Source organism: Streptomyces sp. WM6372, from assembly GCF_001279655.1.
GTDB lineage: Bacteria > Actinomycetota > Actinomycetes > Streptomycetales > Streptomycetaceae > Streptomyces.
In genome coordinates, this window is the sequence record NZ_LGDB01000215.1 from 84,216 (window position 1) to 97,480 (window position 13,265).

The following is a 13,265-nucleotide window of genomic DNA, read 5'->3' on the forward strand; positions in this document are numbered from 1 at the left end:
CAACGGCCCTGACCAGGAACGCATCCCCGCGGCCCACTCCGCCGTATTGTCTACGCATCGAAGCGATGCGCGCCCCACAGGAGATGAAGCCCCGATGATCACCCCACCCGTCGTGCACTCGCTGCGCGAGCAGATCCGCGAGCACATCGTGGAGGGGATCGTCAGCGGACGCTGGAAGCCCGGCGAGCGGATCGTCGAGCGCCGGATCGCCGTGGAGCTGGAGGTCAGCCAGACGCCCGTGCGCGAGGCGCTGCGCGAGCTGGAGACGCTGCGGCTGATCGAGTCGGCGCCGAACAAGGGCGTGCGCGTACGGAACCTGTCGGCGGCCGACCTGGAGGAGATCTACCCGGTCCGGGCCGGCCTGGAGCAGATCGCGGCCGAACTGGCCGCGCCGCGGCTGGCGGCCGACTGCTCGGCGCTGGAGCCGCACGTGGCGGCGCTGTGGGAGGCCGACCGGACCGAGGACGGGACCGCGCAGGTGCGGCACACCGTCGGCTTCCACCGGGAGCTGGTGCGGGCGGCCGGGAACAGCGTGCTGCTGCACACCTGGGAGAGCCTGGGCATCGAGGTCTTCACGGCCCTGTCCATCCGCTGGCTGGGAACCGTCCAGAAGTCGTACGCGGAGGAGCACGCGGCCCTCGTGGAGGCGTTCCGCAGTCAGGATCCGGACATCGGCGTGCTCGTGAAGCGGCATGTCCTGGGGTGCGCGCCCCGCGCCTGACGGGTTGTTCTGTCCCGTTTTGCCCGGCACCGGGTGCCTGATTCCATGGCACCGGGTGCCGACTTTTGGCCGGATGGCCATTTCAATGTCACATTCGTTTGATCGATCATCGATCAGCGATTTACAGTCGTCGACGGACCCCAACCGGGCCCATCGACCCTGTCCTGCCCGTCAGGGATTTTTCACCACCTCTCCTTTGTCCGGAAGGCGGCGCACACCGATGTCCGACCCCGTAGGAAAGCTTCCGAGCGAGCTCGACCAGCTCCCGGACCGCGACACCGAGGAGACCGCCGAATGGGCGGCCTCCCTCGACGCCGTCGCCAAGGCCGCCGGTACGCGCCGCGCCGAATACCTGCTCCGCCGCACCCTCCAGCACGCCGAGGCCGCCGGCCTCGCCCTGCCGAAGCTGCTGGAGACGGACTACGTCAACACCATCCCCACCTCCGCCGAGCCCGAGTTCCCGGGCGACGAGGAGATGGAAGCCAAGATCACCGCCTGGAACCGCTGGAACGCGGCCGCCATGGTGACCCGGGGCTCCAAGTACGGCGTCGGCGGCCACATCGCCACCTTCGCCTCGGCGGCCTGGCTCTACGAGACCGGCTTCCAGCACTTCTTCCGCGGGAAGGAGGCCGACGGATCGGGCGACCAGCTCTACATCCAGGGCCACGCCTCCCCCGGCATCTACGCCCGCGCCTTCCTCGACGGGCGCATCTCCGAGCAGCAGCTCGACAACTTCCGCCAGGAGTCCGGCGGCAACGGCCTGCCGTCCTACCCGCACCCGCGGCGCCTGCCGTGGCTGTGGGAGTTCCCGACGGTCTCCATGGGCCTCGGCCCGCTCTCCGCGATCTACCAGGCGCGCTTCAACCGCTACCTGCAGAACCGCAGCATCAAGGACACCGCCAACTCGCACGTCTGGGCCTTCCTCGGCGACGGCGAGATGGACGAGCCCGAGTCGACCGCCGCCCTGGCCCTGGCCTCCCGCGAGCAGCTCGACAACCTGACCTTCGTCATCAACTGCAACCTGCAGCGCCTCGACGGTCCGGTCCGCGCCAACTTCCGCGTGGTCCAGGAGCTGGAGGCCCAGTTCCGCGGCGCCGGCTGGAACGTCATCAAGTCGCTGTGGGGCTCCGCCTGGGACGAGCTGTTCCAGCTCGACACCACGGGCGCCCTGGTACGCCGCCTGCGCGAGGTACCCGACGCGCAGTTCCAGACGTACGCGACCCGCGACGTGGCCTACATCCGCCAGCACTTCTTCGGCGCCAACGCCGAGCTCGTGCAGCTGGCCGGCGTGCTCTCCGACGCGAAGATCGCCGAGTGCTTCCACAGCTCCCGCGGCGGCCACGAGCCCCGCAAGGTCTACGCCGCGTACAAGGCCGCCCTGGAGCACAAGGGCGCGCCGACGGTCATCCTCGCGCAGACCGTCAAGGGCTACACGCTGGGCGCCGGGTTCGAGTCGAAGAACGCGAACCACCAGATGAAGAAGCTGACGATCGACGAGTTCAAGGGCATGCGCGACCTGCTCGGGCTCCCGATCCCGGACAGCGCCTTCGCCGACGGCGTCGTCCCGTACGGCCACCCGGGCGCGAACAGCCCCGAGGTCCGGTACCTGAACGAGCGCCGCGCGGCGCTCGGCGGCCCGGCCCCGGCCCGCAAGGTCAAGCACGTGGCACTGCCGGCTCCGGCCGAGCGCTCCTTCGCCCCGCTGATCAAGGGATCCGGCAAGCAGGAGATGGCCACCACCATGGCCTTCGTCCGGCTCGTCAAGGACCTGATGCGGGACAAGGAGACCGGCAAGCGCTGGGTGCCGATCGTCCCCGACGAGGCCCGCACCTTCGGCATGGAGTCGCTCTTCCCGTCGGCCGGCATCTACTCGCCGCTGGGCCAGACGTACGAGCCGGTCGACCGCGACCAGCTCATGTACTACAAGGAAGCCAAGGACGGCCAGATCCTCAACGAGGGGATCACCGAGGCCGGCGCCATGGCCGACTTCATCGCCGCCTGCACGTCGTACGCGACGCACGGCGAGCCGATGATCCCGTTCTACATCTTCTACTCGATGTTCGGCTGGCAGCGCACCGCCGACCAGATGTGGCAGCTCGCCGACCAGCTCGGCAAGGGCTTCATCGTCGGCGCCACGGCCGGTCGTACGACGCTGACCGGTGAGGGCCTCCAGCACGCGGACGGCCACTCGCACCTGATCGCGTCCACGAACCCGGCGTCGCTCAACTACGACCCGGCGTTCGCGTACGAGATCGCGGTGATCGTCAAGGACGGTCTGCGCCGCATGTACGGCGAGAAGCCGGAAGACGTCTTCTACTACCTGACGGTCTACAACGAGCCGAAGGTGCAGCCGGCCATGCCGGAGGGCGTGGAAGAGGGCATCCTGCGCGGCCTCTACCGCTTCAACGAGGCCTCCTCGCTGGAGTCCGCCCCGGCCGCCGACGCCCCGAAGATCCAGCTGATGGCCTCGGGTACGGCGATCCACTGGGTGCTGGAGGCGCAGAAGCTTCTCGCCGCCGACTGGAACGTGGCCGCCGACGTCTGGTCCGCCACCTCCTGGGGCGAGCTGCGGCGCGACGCGCTGGAGTGCGACGAGGCGCTGCTGCGCGGCGAGGTGCGCACCCCGTACGTCACCCGCGCGCTGGAGGGCGTCACCAGCCCGGTGCTGGCCGTCTCCGACTGGATGCGCCAGGTCCCGGACCAGATCAGCCAGTGGGTGGAGCAGGACTGGACCTCGCTCGGTACGGACGGCTTCGGCCTGTCCGACACCCGCGAGGGCGCCCGCCGCCACTTCGGTGTCGACGCGCAGTCGATCGTGGTGGCCGCGCTGGCCCAGCTCGCCCGCCGCGGCGAGGTGCCGGCGTCCGCCATCAAGGAGGCCCGCGAGCGCTACGGCCTGTAAGGCACGCGCACCGCACGGCGAAGGCCGGTGCCCGCCCCCTGATCCCAGGGGTCGGGCACCGGCCTTTGGCCGTATGAGCGGTGGCGGCGAGGGGGCGCACCCGTGATGCTGGAGCGGTGATGGACGAGACGGAGTTCTGGGAGATCGTCGACCGTACCCGCGAGGCCGCCGAGGGCGACCCCGAGGAACACGCCGAGCTGCTCGTGGAGCGGCTGGCGCAGCTCGATCCGGACTCCGTCCTGGACTTCGCCCGGCACTTCGAGTCCCGGTACAACCGGGCGTACACGTGGGACTTGTGGGGCGCGGCGTGGGTGCTGCTCGACGGGGCGAGCGACGACGCGTTCGACTACTTCCGGTGCTGGCTGATCGGCCAGGGCCGGGAGGTGTTCGAGGGCGGGGTGCACGATCCCGACGCGCTCGCGGAGCTCCTGGACGAGTTCGACGAGGAGATCGACGGGGACGGCGAGGAGCTGGGGTACGCGGCCGACGAGGCGTACGAGCAGCTGACGGGGGCGGTGGCGCCGGATCTGGGCATTCCGTTGCAGGCGGCGGAGCCGGAGGGCACCCCGCTGGACTTCGAGAACGAAGCCGTGCTCGCGGAGCGCTTCCCCCGGCTGTGGGACCGCTTCAGAAGCTGACCGTCTAGTAGTGGGTCCCGCCGTCGATGCGGATCTCGGTGCCGGTGATGAAGGCGCCGTCCTCGGAGCCCAGCATGGCGACGACTCCGGCGACCGTCTGCGGGCCGGCGAAGCCCTGGCCGAGGGCCGGGGCCAGCTTGGCGAACAGGCTCCAGTCGGTGTCCTCGGGCAGGCCCGGGCCGTTGCCCGTGGTCATGCCGCTCTCGATGGAGCCGGGCGCGACGGCGACGAAGCGCAGGCCCTGCTTGCTGTACTCGGCGGCCAGGGCGTGGGTCATGGACTGGATGCCGCCCTTGCTGGCCGCGTACGCGGACATGTAGGGGTGGGCGAAGGACGCCGAGGTGGAGCTGAAGTTCACGACGACCGGCTGGTCGCCCGCCAGCAGCGCCGGGAGGGATTCGCGGATCACCAGGAAGGTGCCGGTGAGGTTGACCGCTATGACCTTGTTCCAGAAGTCGAGCGTGGTCTGGTGGGTGTGCGCGGAGCGCAGGATGCCGGCGGCGTTGACGAGCACGTCGAGCCCGCCGAGGAGGTCCACGGCGGCGGCGACACCGCTGCGCACGGCCGCCTCGTCGGATATGTCGAGGACGGCGGTGGTGAGGCGGTCCGCGTGCCCGTCGGCGGCGGCCTGCGCCGCGGTGCCCCCCAGCCCCTCCTCGTTGACGTCCACGGTGTGGACCCGGCCGCCCTCGGCGAGGATGCGGTGGACGGTGGCCCGGCCGATGCCGGAGCCGCCGCCGGTGATGAGGACGCGACGTCCTTCGTAACGGTTCATGGCGCGAGCGTACTCGCGGCATGACACGTTTTGCCAGCCTGTCAGAACATGCATTCAGAACGGGACGGGGAAGGTAGGCTTCACGCGTGAGATCCCCTCGTCCGTACTCTCCCCTGGCCGGCCCCGGAGCCCAGTCGCTGACCGAGCGCCGCAAGGCCGCCACCCAGCTCGACATCGCCCGCGCGGCCTGCGAACTGTTCGCCGAACACGGCCCCGACGGCACCACCGCCGAGGACATCGCGCACCGCGCCGGCGTGGCCCTGCGCACGTTCTACCGCTACTTCCGCAACAAGCAGGAGGCCGTGGCCCCGCTGCTCGCGGGAGGCGGTGACGCCTGGCGCGCCCTGCTCGCCGAGGAAGACCCCGCCACCCCCCTCGCGGAGTCCCTGGAACGCGCGGTGACCCGCTCGCTGAGCGACTCCCAGGCCGTCGAGGAGGGCCTGGAGGTGACCCGCGGCCTGCTCCGCGCGGCCGCCACCGACGAGGCCCTGCGCGCGGTCTGGTACCGCGTGAACCAGGACTCCGAGGAACGCCTGGTCCCGGTGATCGCCCGGCTGGCCGGCGAGGACGCCGACCCCCTGGGCGTCCGCCTCCTCGCGGCGGCCGCGACGGACGCCATCCGCATCGCCCTCGAACTCTGGTCGACGACGGACGCCCCGGTCGCCGGCCCCGGCTCCCCACCCGAACTCGCGGTCCGCTGCCTGCGCGATCTGACGTCCGCGATGCCCCTCCTCCGCAAGCCCAAGGCACCCGCCCCGCCTTCCCCCTGACCCGCCGCGTCGACAGCGCCCGAGGGGCGGCAGAGCACGGCGGGGGCGACAACGCAGCGGCCCCGCCGCTCTCCGGGGAGAGGGGCGGGGCCGCTGCGCGCGCTGCTTCTTAGATGTCGAAGTACATCTCGAACTCGTGCGGGTGCGGGCGCAGTGCGATCGGGGCGATCTCGTGCGTGCGCTTGTAGTCGATCCAGGTCTCGATCAGGTCCGGGGTGAAGACGCCGCCGGCCAGGAGGTACTCGTGGTCGGCCTCCAGGGCCTTGAGGACGTCCTCCAGGCTGGTCGGGACCTGCGGGACGCTCGCGTGCTCGTCGGGCGAGAGCTCGTAGAGGTCCTTGTCGATCGGCTCCATCGGCTCGATCTTGTTCTTGACGCCGTCGAGGCCGGCCAGCAGGAGGGCCGCGAACGCCAGGTACGGGTTCGAGGACGGGTCCGGGGCGCGGAACTCGACGCGCTTGGCCTTCGGGTTCGAGCCCGTGATCGGGATGCGCATCGCGGCGGAGCGGTTGCGCTGCGAGTACACCATGTTGACCGGCGCCTCGAAGCCCGGGACCAGGCGGTGGTACGAGTTCACCGTCGGGTTGGTGAAGGCGAGCAGCGACGGGGCGTGCTTGAGGATGCCGCCGATGTAGTAGCGGGCGGTGTCCGACAGGCCCGCGTAACCGGCCTCGTCGTAGAACAGCGGCTCGCCGCCGGCCCACAGGGACTGGTGCACGTGCATGCCCGAGCCGTTGTCACCGAAGATCGGCTTCGGCATGAAGGTCGCGGTCTTGCCGTTGCGCCAGGCGACGTTCTTCACGACGTACTTGAAGAGCATCAGGTCGTCGGCTGCGGCCAGCAGCGTGTTGAACTTGTAGTTGATCTCGGCCTGGCCGCCGGTGCCGACCTCGTGGTGCTGGCGCTCGACCTGGAGGCCCTGGGCGTCGAGCTCCAGGGAGATCTCGGCGCGCAGGTCGGCGAAGTGGTCGACCGGGGCTACGGGGAAGTAACCACCCTTGTAGCGGACCTTGTAGCCGCGGTTGTTCTCCTCGGAGCCGGTGTTCCAGGCGCCGGCCTCGGAGTCGATGTGGTAGAAGCCCTCGTTCGCGGAGGTCGCGAAGCGCACGCTGTCGAACACGTAGAACTCGGCCTCGGGGCCGAAGTACGCGGTGTCGGCGATGCCGGTGGAGGCGAGGTACGCCTCGGCCTTCTTCGCGATGTTGCGCGGGTCGCGGCTGTAGGCCTCACCCGTGATCGGGTCGTGGATGAAGAAGTTGATGTTGAGCGTCTTGTCCTTGCGGAACGGGTCCAGGCGCGCGGTCGAGATGTCGGCGCGCAGCGCCATGTCCGACTCGTGGATCGCCTGGAAGCCGCGGATCGAGGAGCCGTCGAAGGCGAGCTCCTCCGCCGGGTCGAACGCTCGCGCCGGGATGGTGAAGTGCTGCATCACACCAGGCAGGTCGCAGAAGCGGACGTCGACGAACTTGACGTCGTTCTCCTCGATGTACTGCTTCACTTCGTCGGCGTTCTGGAACATCCAACTCCTCCTACTCCCGGCCCCGGGGGAGGGCGGGCTTTATAGCTCGTGGTGCGTCAGTGCGGTGCCGCACGCTGACCCGACCATAAGCAGGCGGGATTTCTCAAGCATGACCCATTTGTTTCGCTCAAGTTAACCAGGGTCCCGTCGGAACGCTGTCGGACACCACCGGTACCGTGGTCGGGTGGACAACAGACAGGCAATCGGATCCTGGCTCTCCGGCCCCCGCGCGGCCGCCGAGGACATGGGCGTCGACTTCGGCTACCGGGGCCAGCGGCTCGGCCTGCCCCAGGAGGGGCCCGGCTCGGTGGCGCGCTTCGGCCGCCGCCTCGGCGCTCTCGCCGTCGACTGGATCGGCTGCGAGGTGATCGCGTACGGGCTGATCACGCACGGCAGCGCGAGCGCCACGAGCAACTGGACGCTGGCCCTCTTCGTGGTGCTGAGCATCCTCACCGTCGGCACCGTGGGATTCACCCCCGGGAAGCGGCTCGTGGGCCTGCGCGTCGTCGCGGAGGGCGGTGGCCGCCTCGGATTCGGCCGGGTCCTGCTGCGCACGGTGCTGCTCGCCCTGGTCATCCCGGCGCTGGTCTGGGACCGGGACGGGCGCGGCCTGCACGACCGCCTCGCGCGCGCCGTCCAGGTCCGCATCTAGGGCACACCGCACAGCAGCACGCAGGGGCGCCCCCGAAGCCGTTCGGCTCGGGGGCGCCCCTGCGTGCTGCTGTGCGGTGTATACGAAAAGCTGGTCAGCGCATCTTTCCGCCGCGCGGCATCCGCATGCCCTTGGGCATCGGGCCCTTCGGCAGCGGCATGTTGCTCATGAGGTCGCCCATGGCCCGCAGCTTGTCGTTGACCTGCGTGATCTGCGGACCGGCCAGTACGCGCGGCAGCTTGAGCAGCGTCGTACGGAGCTTCTTCAGCGGGACCTCGCCCTCGCCGGTGCCCACGATGAAGTCGTGCACGGGGACGTCCGGCATGATCCGGGCCAGCTTCTTCTTCTCGGCGGCGAGCATCGGCTTCAGCCGGTTCGCGTTGCCCTCGGCGATCAGCACGACGCCGGCCTTGCCGACGGCCCGGTGGACGATGTCCTGGCTCCGGTTCATCGCGACGGCCGGGGTGGTCGTCCAGCCCCGTCCCACGTTGTCCAGTACGGCCGCGGCCGCGCCCGGCTGTCCCTCCATCTGCCCGAAGGCAGCCCGCTCGGCCCGTCGTCCGAAGACGATCGCCATCGCGAGGAACGCCACCAGGAAGCCCAGGATGCCCAGGTAGACCGGGTGGTCGATCAGGAAGCCGATCGCGAGAAAGACACCGAAGGTGACGATTCCCACGCCCGCGACGATCAGACCGACCTTCGGGTCGGCCTTGCGCGTCATCTTGTACGTCAGGGCGATCTGCTTCAGTCGCCCGGGGTTCGCAGCAGTCTCTGCGTTTGACTTCCTCGCCATAGAGCGAAGTTTACGTGGCCTGCGGGGTCCGGGTCGCCGCGGCCTCGAGTACGTGCTCGGTTTCGACCCGGTCCTTGGCTCTGCGGCGGTCCTCGAGGACGGCGCTCCATGCGTTGCGGCGGGCGCCGCTCATGAGCAGCGACTCGAAGCCCCGGAAGGCGTCGGTGAACGACGGAATGGCAATGGCGCGTACGGGCGCGGCCTGCATGATGTCGATCCCTTTCACGGTGCTGGGCGGTACTCGGGGACGTTCTGGGGCGCACGGCGGGGTGCGGCAGCGGTGTGCGCCGGCGTGCGCGGTGCGTGGAGCCATCGTCACTGACTGGTGTTACCAGGGCATGACCGGTCGGTCAAACGGTGATGAAACATTTACGCGGCCCGCCGGACTCTCGTTACAGAGAGCCTAGGGGCCGCGTCGATGCGGTGTTACCCGTTGGTAAGACTTTGTGCGTGAGTTCACACAGTCCGTGCGGTAGCGCGCGTCACACCGTCGCGCGCTTCTCTGTGTCCTCGGTCGAGCTCCGCCTCGCCACCGCTCCGGCCGCGTGTCCGCCCTCGTGCCTCGGGCGAACCCGCAACCTACGCTCCGGCTCGGCTGCGCTTCTCCATCGCCTGCTGGTAGAGGCGCCCGGCCCGGTACGAGGAACGGACCAGCGGGCCCGACATCACACCGGAGAAGCCGATCTCCTCGGCCTCCTTCGCCAGCTCCACGAACTCGGCCGGCTTCACCCAGCGCTCGACGGGGTGGTGCCGCGGCGAGGGGCGCAGGTACTGGGTGATGGTGATGAGCTCGCAGCCGGCCTCGTGCAGCTCCTTCAGGGCCTGCGAGACCTCCTCGCGCTCCTCGCCCATGCCCAGGATCAGGTTCGACTTGGTGACCAGGCCGTAGGCGCGGGCCTGCCGGATCACGTCGAGCGAGCGCTCGTAGCGGAAGCCGGGGCGGATCCGCTTGAAGATCCGCGGCACCGTCTCCACGTTGTGCGCGAAGACCTCGGGGCGGGAGGCGAAGACCTCCTCCAGCAGCTCCGGGACCGCGTTGAAGTCGGGGGCCAGCAGCTCGACCTTGGTGTGGCCGCTCTCGCGGCCCGCCGTCTGCTGGTGGATCTGGCGCACGGTCTCCGCGTACAGCCAGGCACCGCCGTCGGCCAGGTCGTCGCGCGCGACGCCGGTGATGGTGGCGTAGTTCAGGTCCATCGTGACGACCGACTCGCCGACGCGGCGCGGCTCGTCCCGGTCCAGGGCCTCGGGCTTGCCCGTGTCGATCTGGCAGAAGTCACAGCGCCGGGTGCACTGGTCGCCGCCGATGAGGAAGGTGGCCTCGCGGTCCTCCCAGCATTCGTAGATGTTGGGGCAACCGGCCTCCTGGCACACGGTGTGCAGTCCTTCGCCCTTCACCAGGGCCTGCATCTTCGTGTACTCGGGACCCATCTTCGCCCGGGTCTTGATCCACTCGGGCTTGCGCTCGATGGGCGTCTGGGCGTTACGGACCTCGAGGCGCAGCATCTTGCGTCCGTCGGGTGCGACTGCGGACACGACCGGCTCCCTGTGACTTCGATTCTTCGGCGCCCACCAGGGTACGCCCGTAATTTCGTACGCTCTTACGTCGGCCAACCTGGCGGTGACCGGCCGCATTCCCCCGGTCGTCAGCCCGCGGCGGGCTCGGTCTCCCTGGGCCGCAGCTCCGCCTGCTCCAATACGTCCTTCAGGTGGCGTTCGACGACCGGCAGCACGTCGGCGATGGTGATCTCGCGGCCCAGTTCGTACGAGAGCGAGGTCACACCGGCGTCGCGGATCCCGCAGGGCACGATCCGGTCGAACCAGGTGTTGTCCGGGTTCACGTTGATCGCGAAGCCGTGCATGGTGACGCCCTTGGCGACGCGGATGCCGATCGCGGCCAGCTTGCGGTCCTCGCGGCGCTGGCCGGCGTTGGAGGGGGCGTACTCGGGGCCGTTCAGACGCGGGTCGAACTCCTCGTCCGTCAGCCGCGGGTCGAAGTCGAGGGAGAGCCCGCCTATCTTCGGGCGGTCCTCGATCGGGTCGCCCAGGACCCAGACCCCGGAGCGGCCCTCGACCCGGGTGGTCTCCAGACCGAACTCGGCGGCGGTGCGGATCAGCGCCTCCTCCAGCCGGCGCACGTGCGCGACGACGTCGACCGGGCGGGGCAGCTTCATGATCGGGTAGCCGACGAGCTGGCCCGGGCCGTGCCAGGTGATCTTGCCGCCGCGGTCCACGTCCACGACGGGGGTGCCGTCGAGCGGGCGCTCGCTGTCGGCCGTGCGCCGGCCCGCGGTGTACACGGGCTGGTGCTCCAGCAGGAGGCACGTGTCGCCGATCTCGTCCGCGAAGCGCGCGGCGTGGACCCGCCGCTGCTCCTCCCAGGCCCGGGTGTACTCGACGTGATCGGGTCCGAAGCCCAGATGGACAAACCCAAGCTCAGCCACCGCAGCGCCTCCTCGTTGAACCTGCCGTGTGCACGTATCGCACCAGCCAAGGGTACGGCGGCCGGAATCCGCCCCCTCAGTGGCCCGTCCGCGCGGGGCCGGCGGGGCCGGGTGGGCCCTCCTGCGGGCCCTCCTGCGGGCCCGGCGGCAGCGGCCTCGGCCGCCGGGACCGGCCCCGGGCCGCCGGCCGGTCCGGGTCCTCGTCGGCCGTCGGCAGCCGCCGGTGGCCCTCCGAGTGGTCGTTGACCCAGCCGCACACGCCGCACGCGTACCGTCCGTCCAGCCCCGCGATGTACGTGCCGCACCGCCGGCACTCGGCCTCGGTCAGCTCGGGCGCGGGCAGCGGTGCGGGCAGTCGTGCGGTGGCGTCGGCGGAGGGCTCCGCCGCGGGGGGCCTGGTCCTGCGGGTCATGTCGCGCAGCGTACGCGGGCGGAGGGGGTCAATCCGTAAAGGGCCCTACCGGTTCTGCACACGATCGGATGAATGTGGGACAGAGGGGGCGGCATGAGCGGAGTTCGCCGCTACATTCACGCCGTTCACAGGGCCGGGACTCCGGTCCGTCACGTCAGGAAACCGTGGAGCCGATGACGGAACGACCTGCCCAGCGCGTCCCCAACCGGCAGCTCGCGGCGCTGATCGCGGAAGCCGGGTTCTCCAACGCCGGTCTGGCCCGGCGCGTCGACCAGCTCGGCCTGGAGCACGGTCTCGACCTGCGGTACGACAAGACCTCCGTGACCCGGTGGCTGCGCGGGCAGCAGCCGCGCGGGACCACCCCGGCGCTGATCGCCGAGGTGTTCACCCGGCGCCTGGGCCGGCGGCTCTCCGCACAGGACCTGGGTCTGGACGCCTGCGCGCCCGTCTACGCCGGTCTGGAGTTCGCGGCCACCCCGGAGGAGGCCGTCGACATCGCCAGCGGGCTGTGGCGCAAGGACTCCGGCTCCCACGCCGAGCTGCGGAAGATCGCGTTCACCCCCGCCGGGCTGGTCGTCCCCAGCCGGGACTGGCTCATCGGGCGCGCCGACGAGCGCGTGGGCCGCGGCGCGGATCCGGCGGCGGCCGCTTCCGCCACCGCGGCCGCCGTCCGCGTCCCGGTCCAGGGGCGCGGCTCGGTGCCCCGGCAGCGGCAGATCGACCGGGGGCCCGGCCAGCGGGTGACCGGCGGGGACATCGCGGCGCTGCGCTCGGTCAGCGAGCTGTTCCGGACCCTGGACCACACGTACGGCGGCGGGCACGCCCGGCAGGCCCTGGTGCGCTACCTGGAGCACGAGGCCGAGCCGATGCTGCGCGGCACGTACGGGGAGACCACCGGGCGGCGGCTCTTCTCGGCCGCGGCCGACCTGACCCGGCTCGCGGGCTGGACCTCCTACGACATCGCCGCGCACGGGCTCGCCCAGCGCTACTTCGTGCAGGCCCTGCGGCTGGCGCAGGCCGCCGGGGACCGGCCGTACGGCTCGTACGTGCTGGTGACCATGAGCCGGCAGGCGGTCTACCTCGGCCACGGCCGGGAGGCGGTGCAGCTGGCCCGCGTCGCGCAGCAGGGCGTCGGCTCGGGTCCGCCGCCGGTGGTGCAGGCGCTCCTGCACTCGGCGGAGGCGCGCGGGCACGCGGTGCTGGGCGAGGTCCGGGCCGCGACGGCATCGCTGGTGCGGGCCGAGCGGGCGCTGGGCGCGGCCCGGCCGGGGGACGACGTACCGCACTGGGCGCGGCTGTTCGACGAGGGGCAGCTGGCGGACGAGTTCGGGCACTGCCACCGGGACCTCCAGCAGTACCGGGCCTCGGCGCAGCACGCGGAGCGCTCGCTCCAGTTGCGGGCGCCCGGGTTCGCGCGCTCGCGGCTGTTCTGCCGGGTGGTGCTGGCGACGGCGCGGCTGGGGCTGGGCGAGCTGGACCAGGCGTGCGCGCTGGGCGCGGAGGCGGCGCAGCAGGCGATGGAGATGCGGTCGGTGCGCGCGGTGGAGTACGTACGGGACTTCGAGCGCCGGCTGGAGCCGTACCGGGACGCCTCGGCGGTGCGGACGTACCGGGACCGGGTGGCGGCGCTGTCCTGAGCCGC

At 70.9% G+C, this 13,265-nt stretch carries 13 protein-coding genes; 6 read left to right on the forward strand and 7 right to left on the reverse strand.

Annotated features, from left to right (window positions below):
- The first annotated feature begins 97 nt into the window (after positions 1 to 97).
- The 3 genes from ADK52_RS29875 (at position 98) to ADK52_RS29885 (ending at position 4,261) form a co-directional block, all read left to right on the forward strand.
- Positions 98 to 721 (forward strand): GntR family transcriptional regulator, encoded by a 624-nt coding sequence (locus ADK52_RS29875; RefSeq protein ID WP_030156168.1) that lies wholly within the window; start codon positions 98 to 100, stop codon positions 719 to 721.
- Between the two features lie 220 nt (positions 722 to 941).
- Entirely contained in the window at positions 942 to 3,623 is a 2,682-nt protein-coding gene (gene aceE, locus ADK52_RS29880) for a pyruvate dehydrogenase (acetyl-transferring), homodimeric type (RefSeq protein ID WP_053692968.1), read from the forward strand.
- A 119-nt stretch (positions 3,624 to 3,742) separates the two neighbouring features.
- On the forward strand, positions 3,743 to 4,261 hold the full coding sequence (locus tag ADK52_RS29885) for a DUF4240 domain-containing protein (protein WP_030156172.1): 519 nt from the start codon (positions 3,743 to 3,745) through the stop codon (positions 4,259 to 4,261).
- A 4-nt stretch (positions 4,262 to 4,265) separates the two neighbouring features.
- On the opposite strand, the gene ADK52_RS29890 is transcribed toward ADK52_RS29885, so the two are convergent.
- Complete coding sequence (locus tag ADK52_RS29890; protein WP_053692969.1) at positions 4,266 to 5,036, reverse strand: SDR family NAD(P)-dependent oxidoreductase; 771 nt, start codon at positions 5,034 to 5,036, stop codon at positions 4,266 to 4,268.
- Positions 5,037 to 5,122: 86 nt separating this feature from the next.
- Here ADK52_RS29890 and ADK52_RS29895 point away from each other — a divergent pair, with 86 nt between their 5' ends.
- On the forward strand, positions 5,123 to 5,806 hold the full coding sequence (locus tag ADK52_RS29895) for a TetR/AcrR family transcriptional regulator (protein WP_078988702.1): 684 nt from the start codon (positions 5,123 to 5,125) through the stop codon (positions 5,804 to 5,806).
- Between the two features lie 109 nt (positions 5,807 to 5,915).
- Here the strand turns inward: ADK52_RS29895 and glnA are convergent, their stop codons facing one another.
- Positions 5,916 to 7,325, reverse strand: a complete 1,410-nt coding sequence (glnA, locus tag ADK52_RS29900) for a type I glutamate--ammonia ligase (RefSeq protein ID WP_030156177.1) — start codon at positions 7,323 to 7,325, stop codon at positions 5,916 to 5,918.
- Between the two features lie 184 nt (positions 7,326 to 7,509).
- Here glnA and ADK52_RS29905 point away from each other — a divergent pair, with 184 nt between their 5' ends.
- Positions 7,510 to 7,977 (forward strand): RDD family protein, encoded by a 468-nt coding sequence (locus ADK52_RS29905; protein WP_053692970.1) that lies wholly within the window; start codon positions 7,510 to 7,512, stop codon positions 7,975 to 7,977.
- A 94-nt stretch (positions 7,978 to 8,071) separates the two neighbouring features.
- Here ADK52_RS29905 and ADK52_RS29910 read toward each other — a convergent pair whose 3' ends face one another.
- From ADK52_RS29910 to ADK52_RS29930, 5 genes are all read right to left on the reverse strand, one after another.
- Complete coding sequence (locus tag ADK52_RS29910; protein ID WP_053692971.1) at positions 8,072 to 8,770, reverse strand: DUF4191 domain-containing protein; 699 nt, start codon at positions 8,768 to 8,770, stop codon at positions 8,072 to 8,074.
- Positions 8,771 to 8,780: 10 nt separating this feature from the next.
- On the reverse strand, positions 8,781 to 8,978 hold the full coding sequence (locus ADK52_RS29915; protein WP_030863404.1) for a hypothetical protein: 198 nt from the start codon (positions 8,976 to 8,978) through the stop codon (positions 8,781 to 8,783).
- A gap of 371 nt (positions 8,979 to 9,349) precedes the next feature.
- Entirely contained in the window at positions 9,350 to 10,303 is a 954-nt protein-coding gene (gene lipA / locus ADK52_RS29920; RefSeq protein WP_053692972.1) for a lipoyl synthase, read from the reverse strand.
- A 110-nt stretch (positions 10,304 to 10,413) separates the two neighbouring features.
- Positions 10,414 to 11,211, reverse strand: a complete 798-nt coding sequence (lipB, locus tag ADK52_RS29925) for a lipoyl(octanoyl) transferase LipB (protein ID WP_053692973.1) — start codon at positions 11,209 to 11,211, stop codon at positions 10,414 to 10,416.
- Between the two features lie 76 nt (positions 11,212 to 11,287).
- On the reverse strand, positions 11,288 to 11,623 hold the full coding sequence (locus tag ADK52_RS29930) for a hypothetical protein (protein ID WP_053692974.1): 336 nt from the start codon (positions 11,621 to 11,623) through the stop codon (positions 11,288 to 11,290).
- Positions 11,624 to 11,796: 173 nt separating this feature from the next.
- Here ADK52_RS29930 and ADK52_RS29935 point away from each other — a divergent pair, with 173 nt between their 5' ends.
- On the forward strand, positions 11,797 to 13,260 hold the full coding sequence (locus ADK52_RS29935) for a hypothetical protein (protein ID WP_053692975.1): 1,464 nt from the start codon (positions 11,797 to 11,799) through the stop codon (positions 13,258 to 13,260).
- The last annotated feature ends 5 nt before the right edge of the window (positions 13,261 to 13,265 follow it).

Excerpts from the sequence above, each read along its gene's own strand:
- aceE (WP_053692968.1), top strand. The coding sequence starts at position 942 with ATGTCCGACCCCGTAGGAAAGCTTCCGAGCGAGCTCGACCAGCTCCCG.
- ADK52_RS29885 (WP_030156172.1), top strand. The coding sequence starts at position 3,743 with ATGGACGAGACGGAGTTCTGGGAGATCGTCGACCGTACCCGCGAGGCC.
- ADK52_RS29890 (WP_053692969.1), bottom strand. The coding sequence starts at position 5,036 with ATGAACCGTTACGAAGGACGTCGCGTCCTCATCACCGGCGGCGGCTCC.
- glnA (WP_030156177.1), bottom strand. The coding sequence starts at position 7,325 with ATGTTCCAGAACGCCGACGAAGTGAAGCAGTACATCGAGGAGAACGAC.
- ADK52_RS29910 (WP_053692971.1), bottom strand. The coding sequence starts at position 8,770 with ATGGCGAGGAAGTCAAACGCAGAGACTGCTGCGAACCCCGGGCGACTG.
- ADK52_RS29915 (WP_030863404.1), bottom strand. The coding sequence starts at position 8,978 with ATGCAGGCCGCGCCCGTACGCGCCATTGCCATTCCGTCGTTCACCGAC.
- ADK52_RS29930 (WP_053692974.1), bottom strand. The coding sequence starts at position 11,623 with ATGACCCGCAGGACCAGGCCCCCCGCGGCGGAGCCCTCCGCCGACGCC.
- ADK52_RS29935 (WP_053692975.1), top strand. The coding sequence starts at position 11,797 with ATGACGGAACGACCTGCCCAGCGCGTCCCCAACCGGCAGCTCGCGGCG.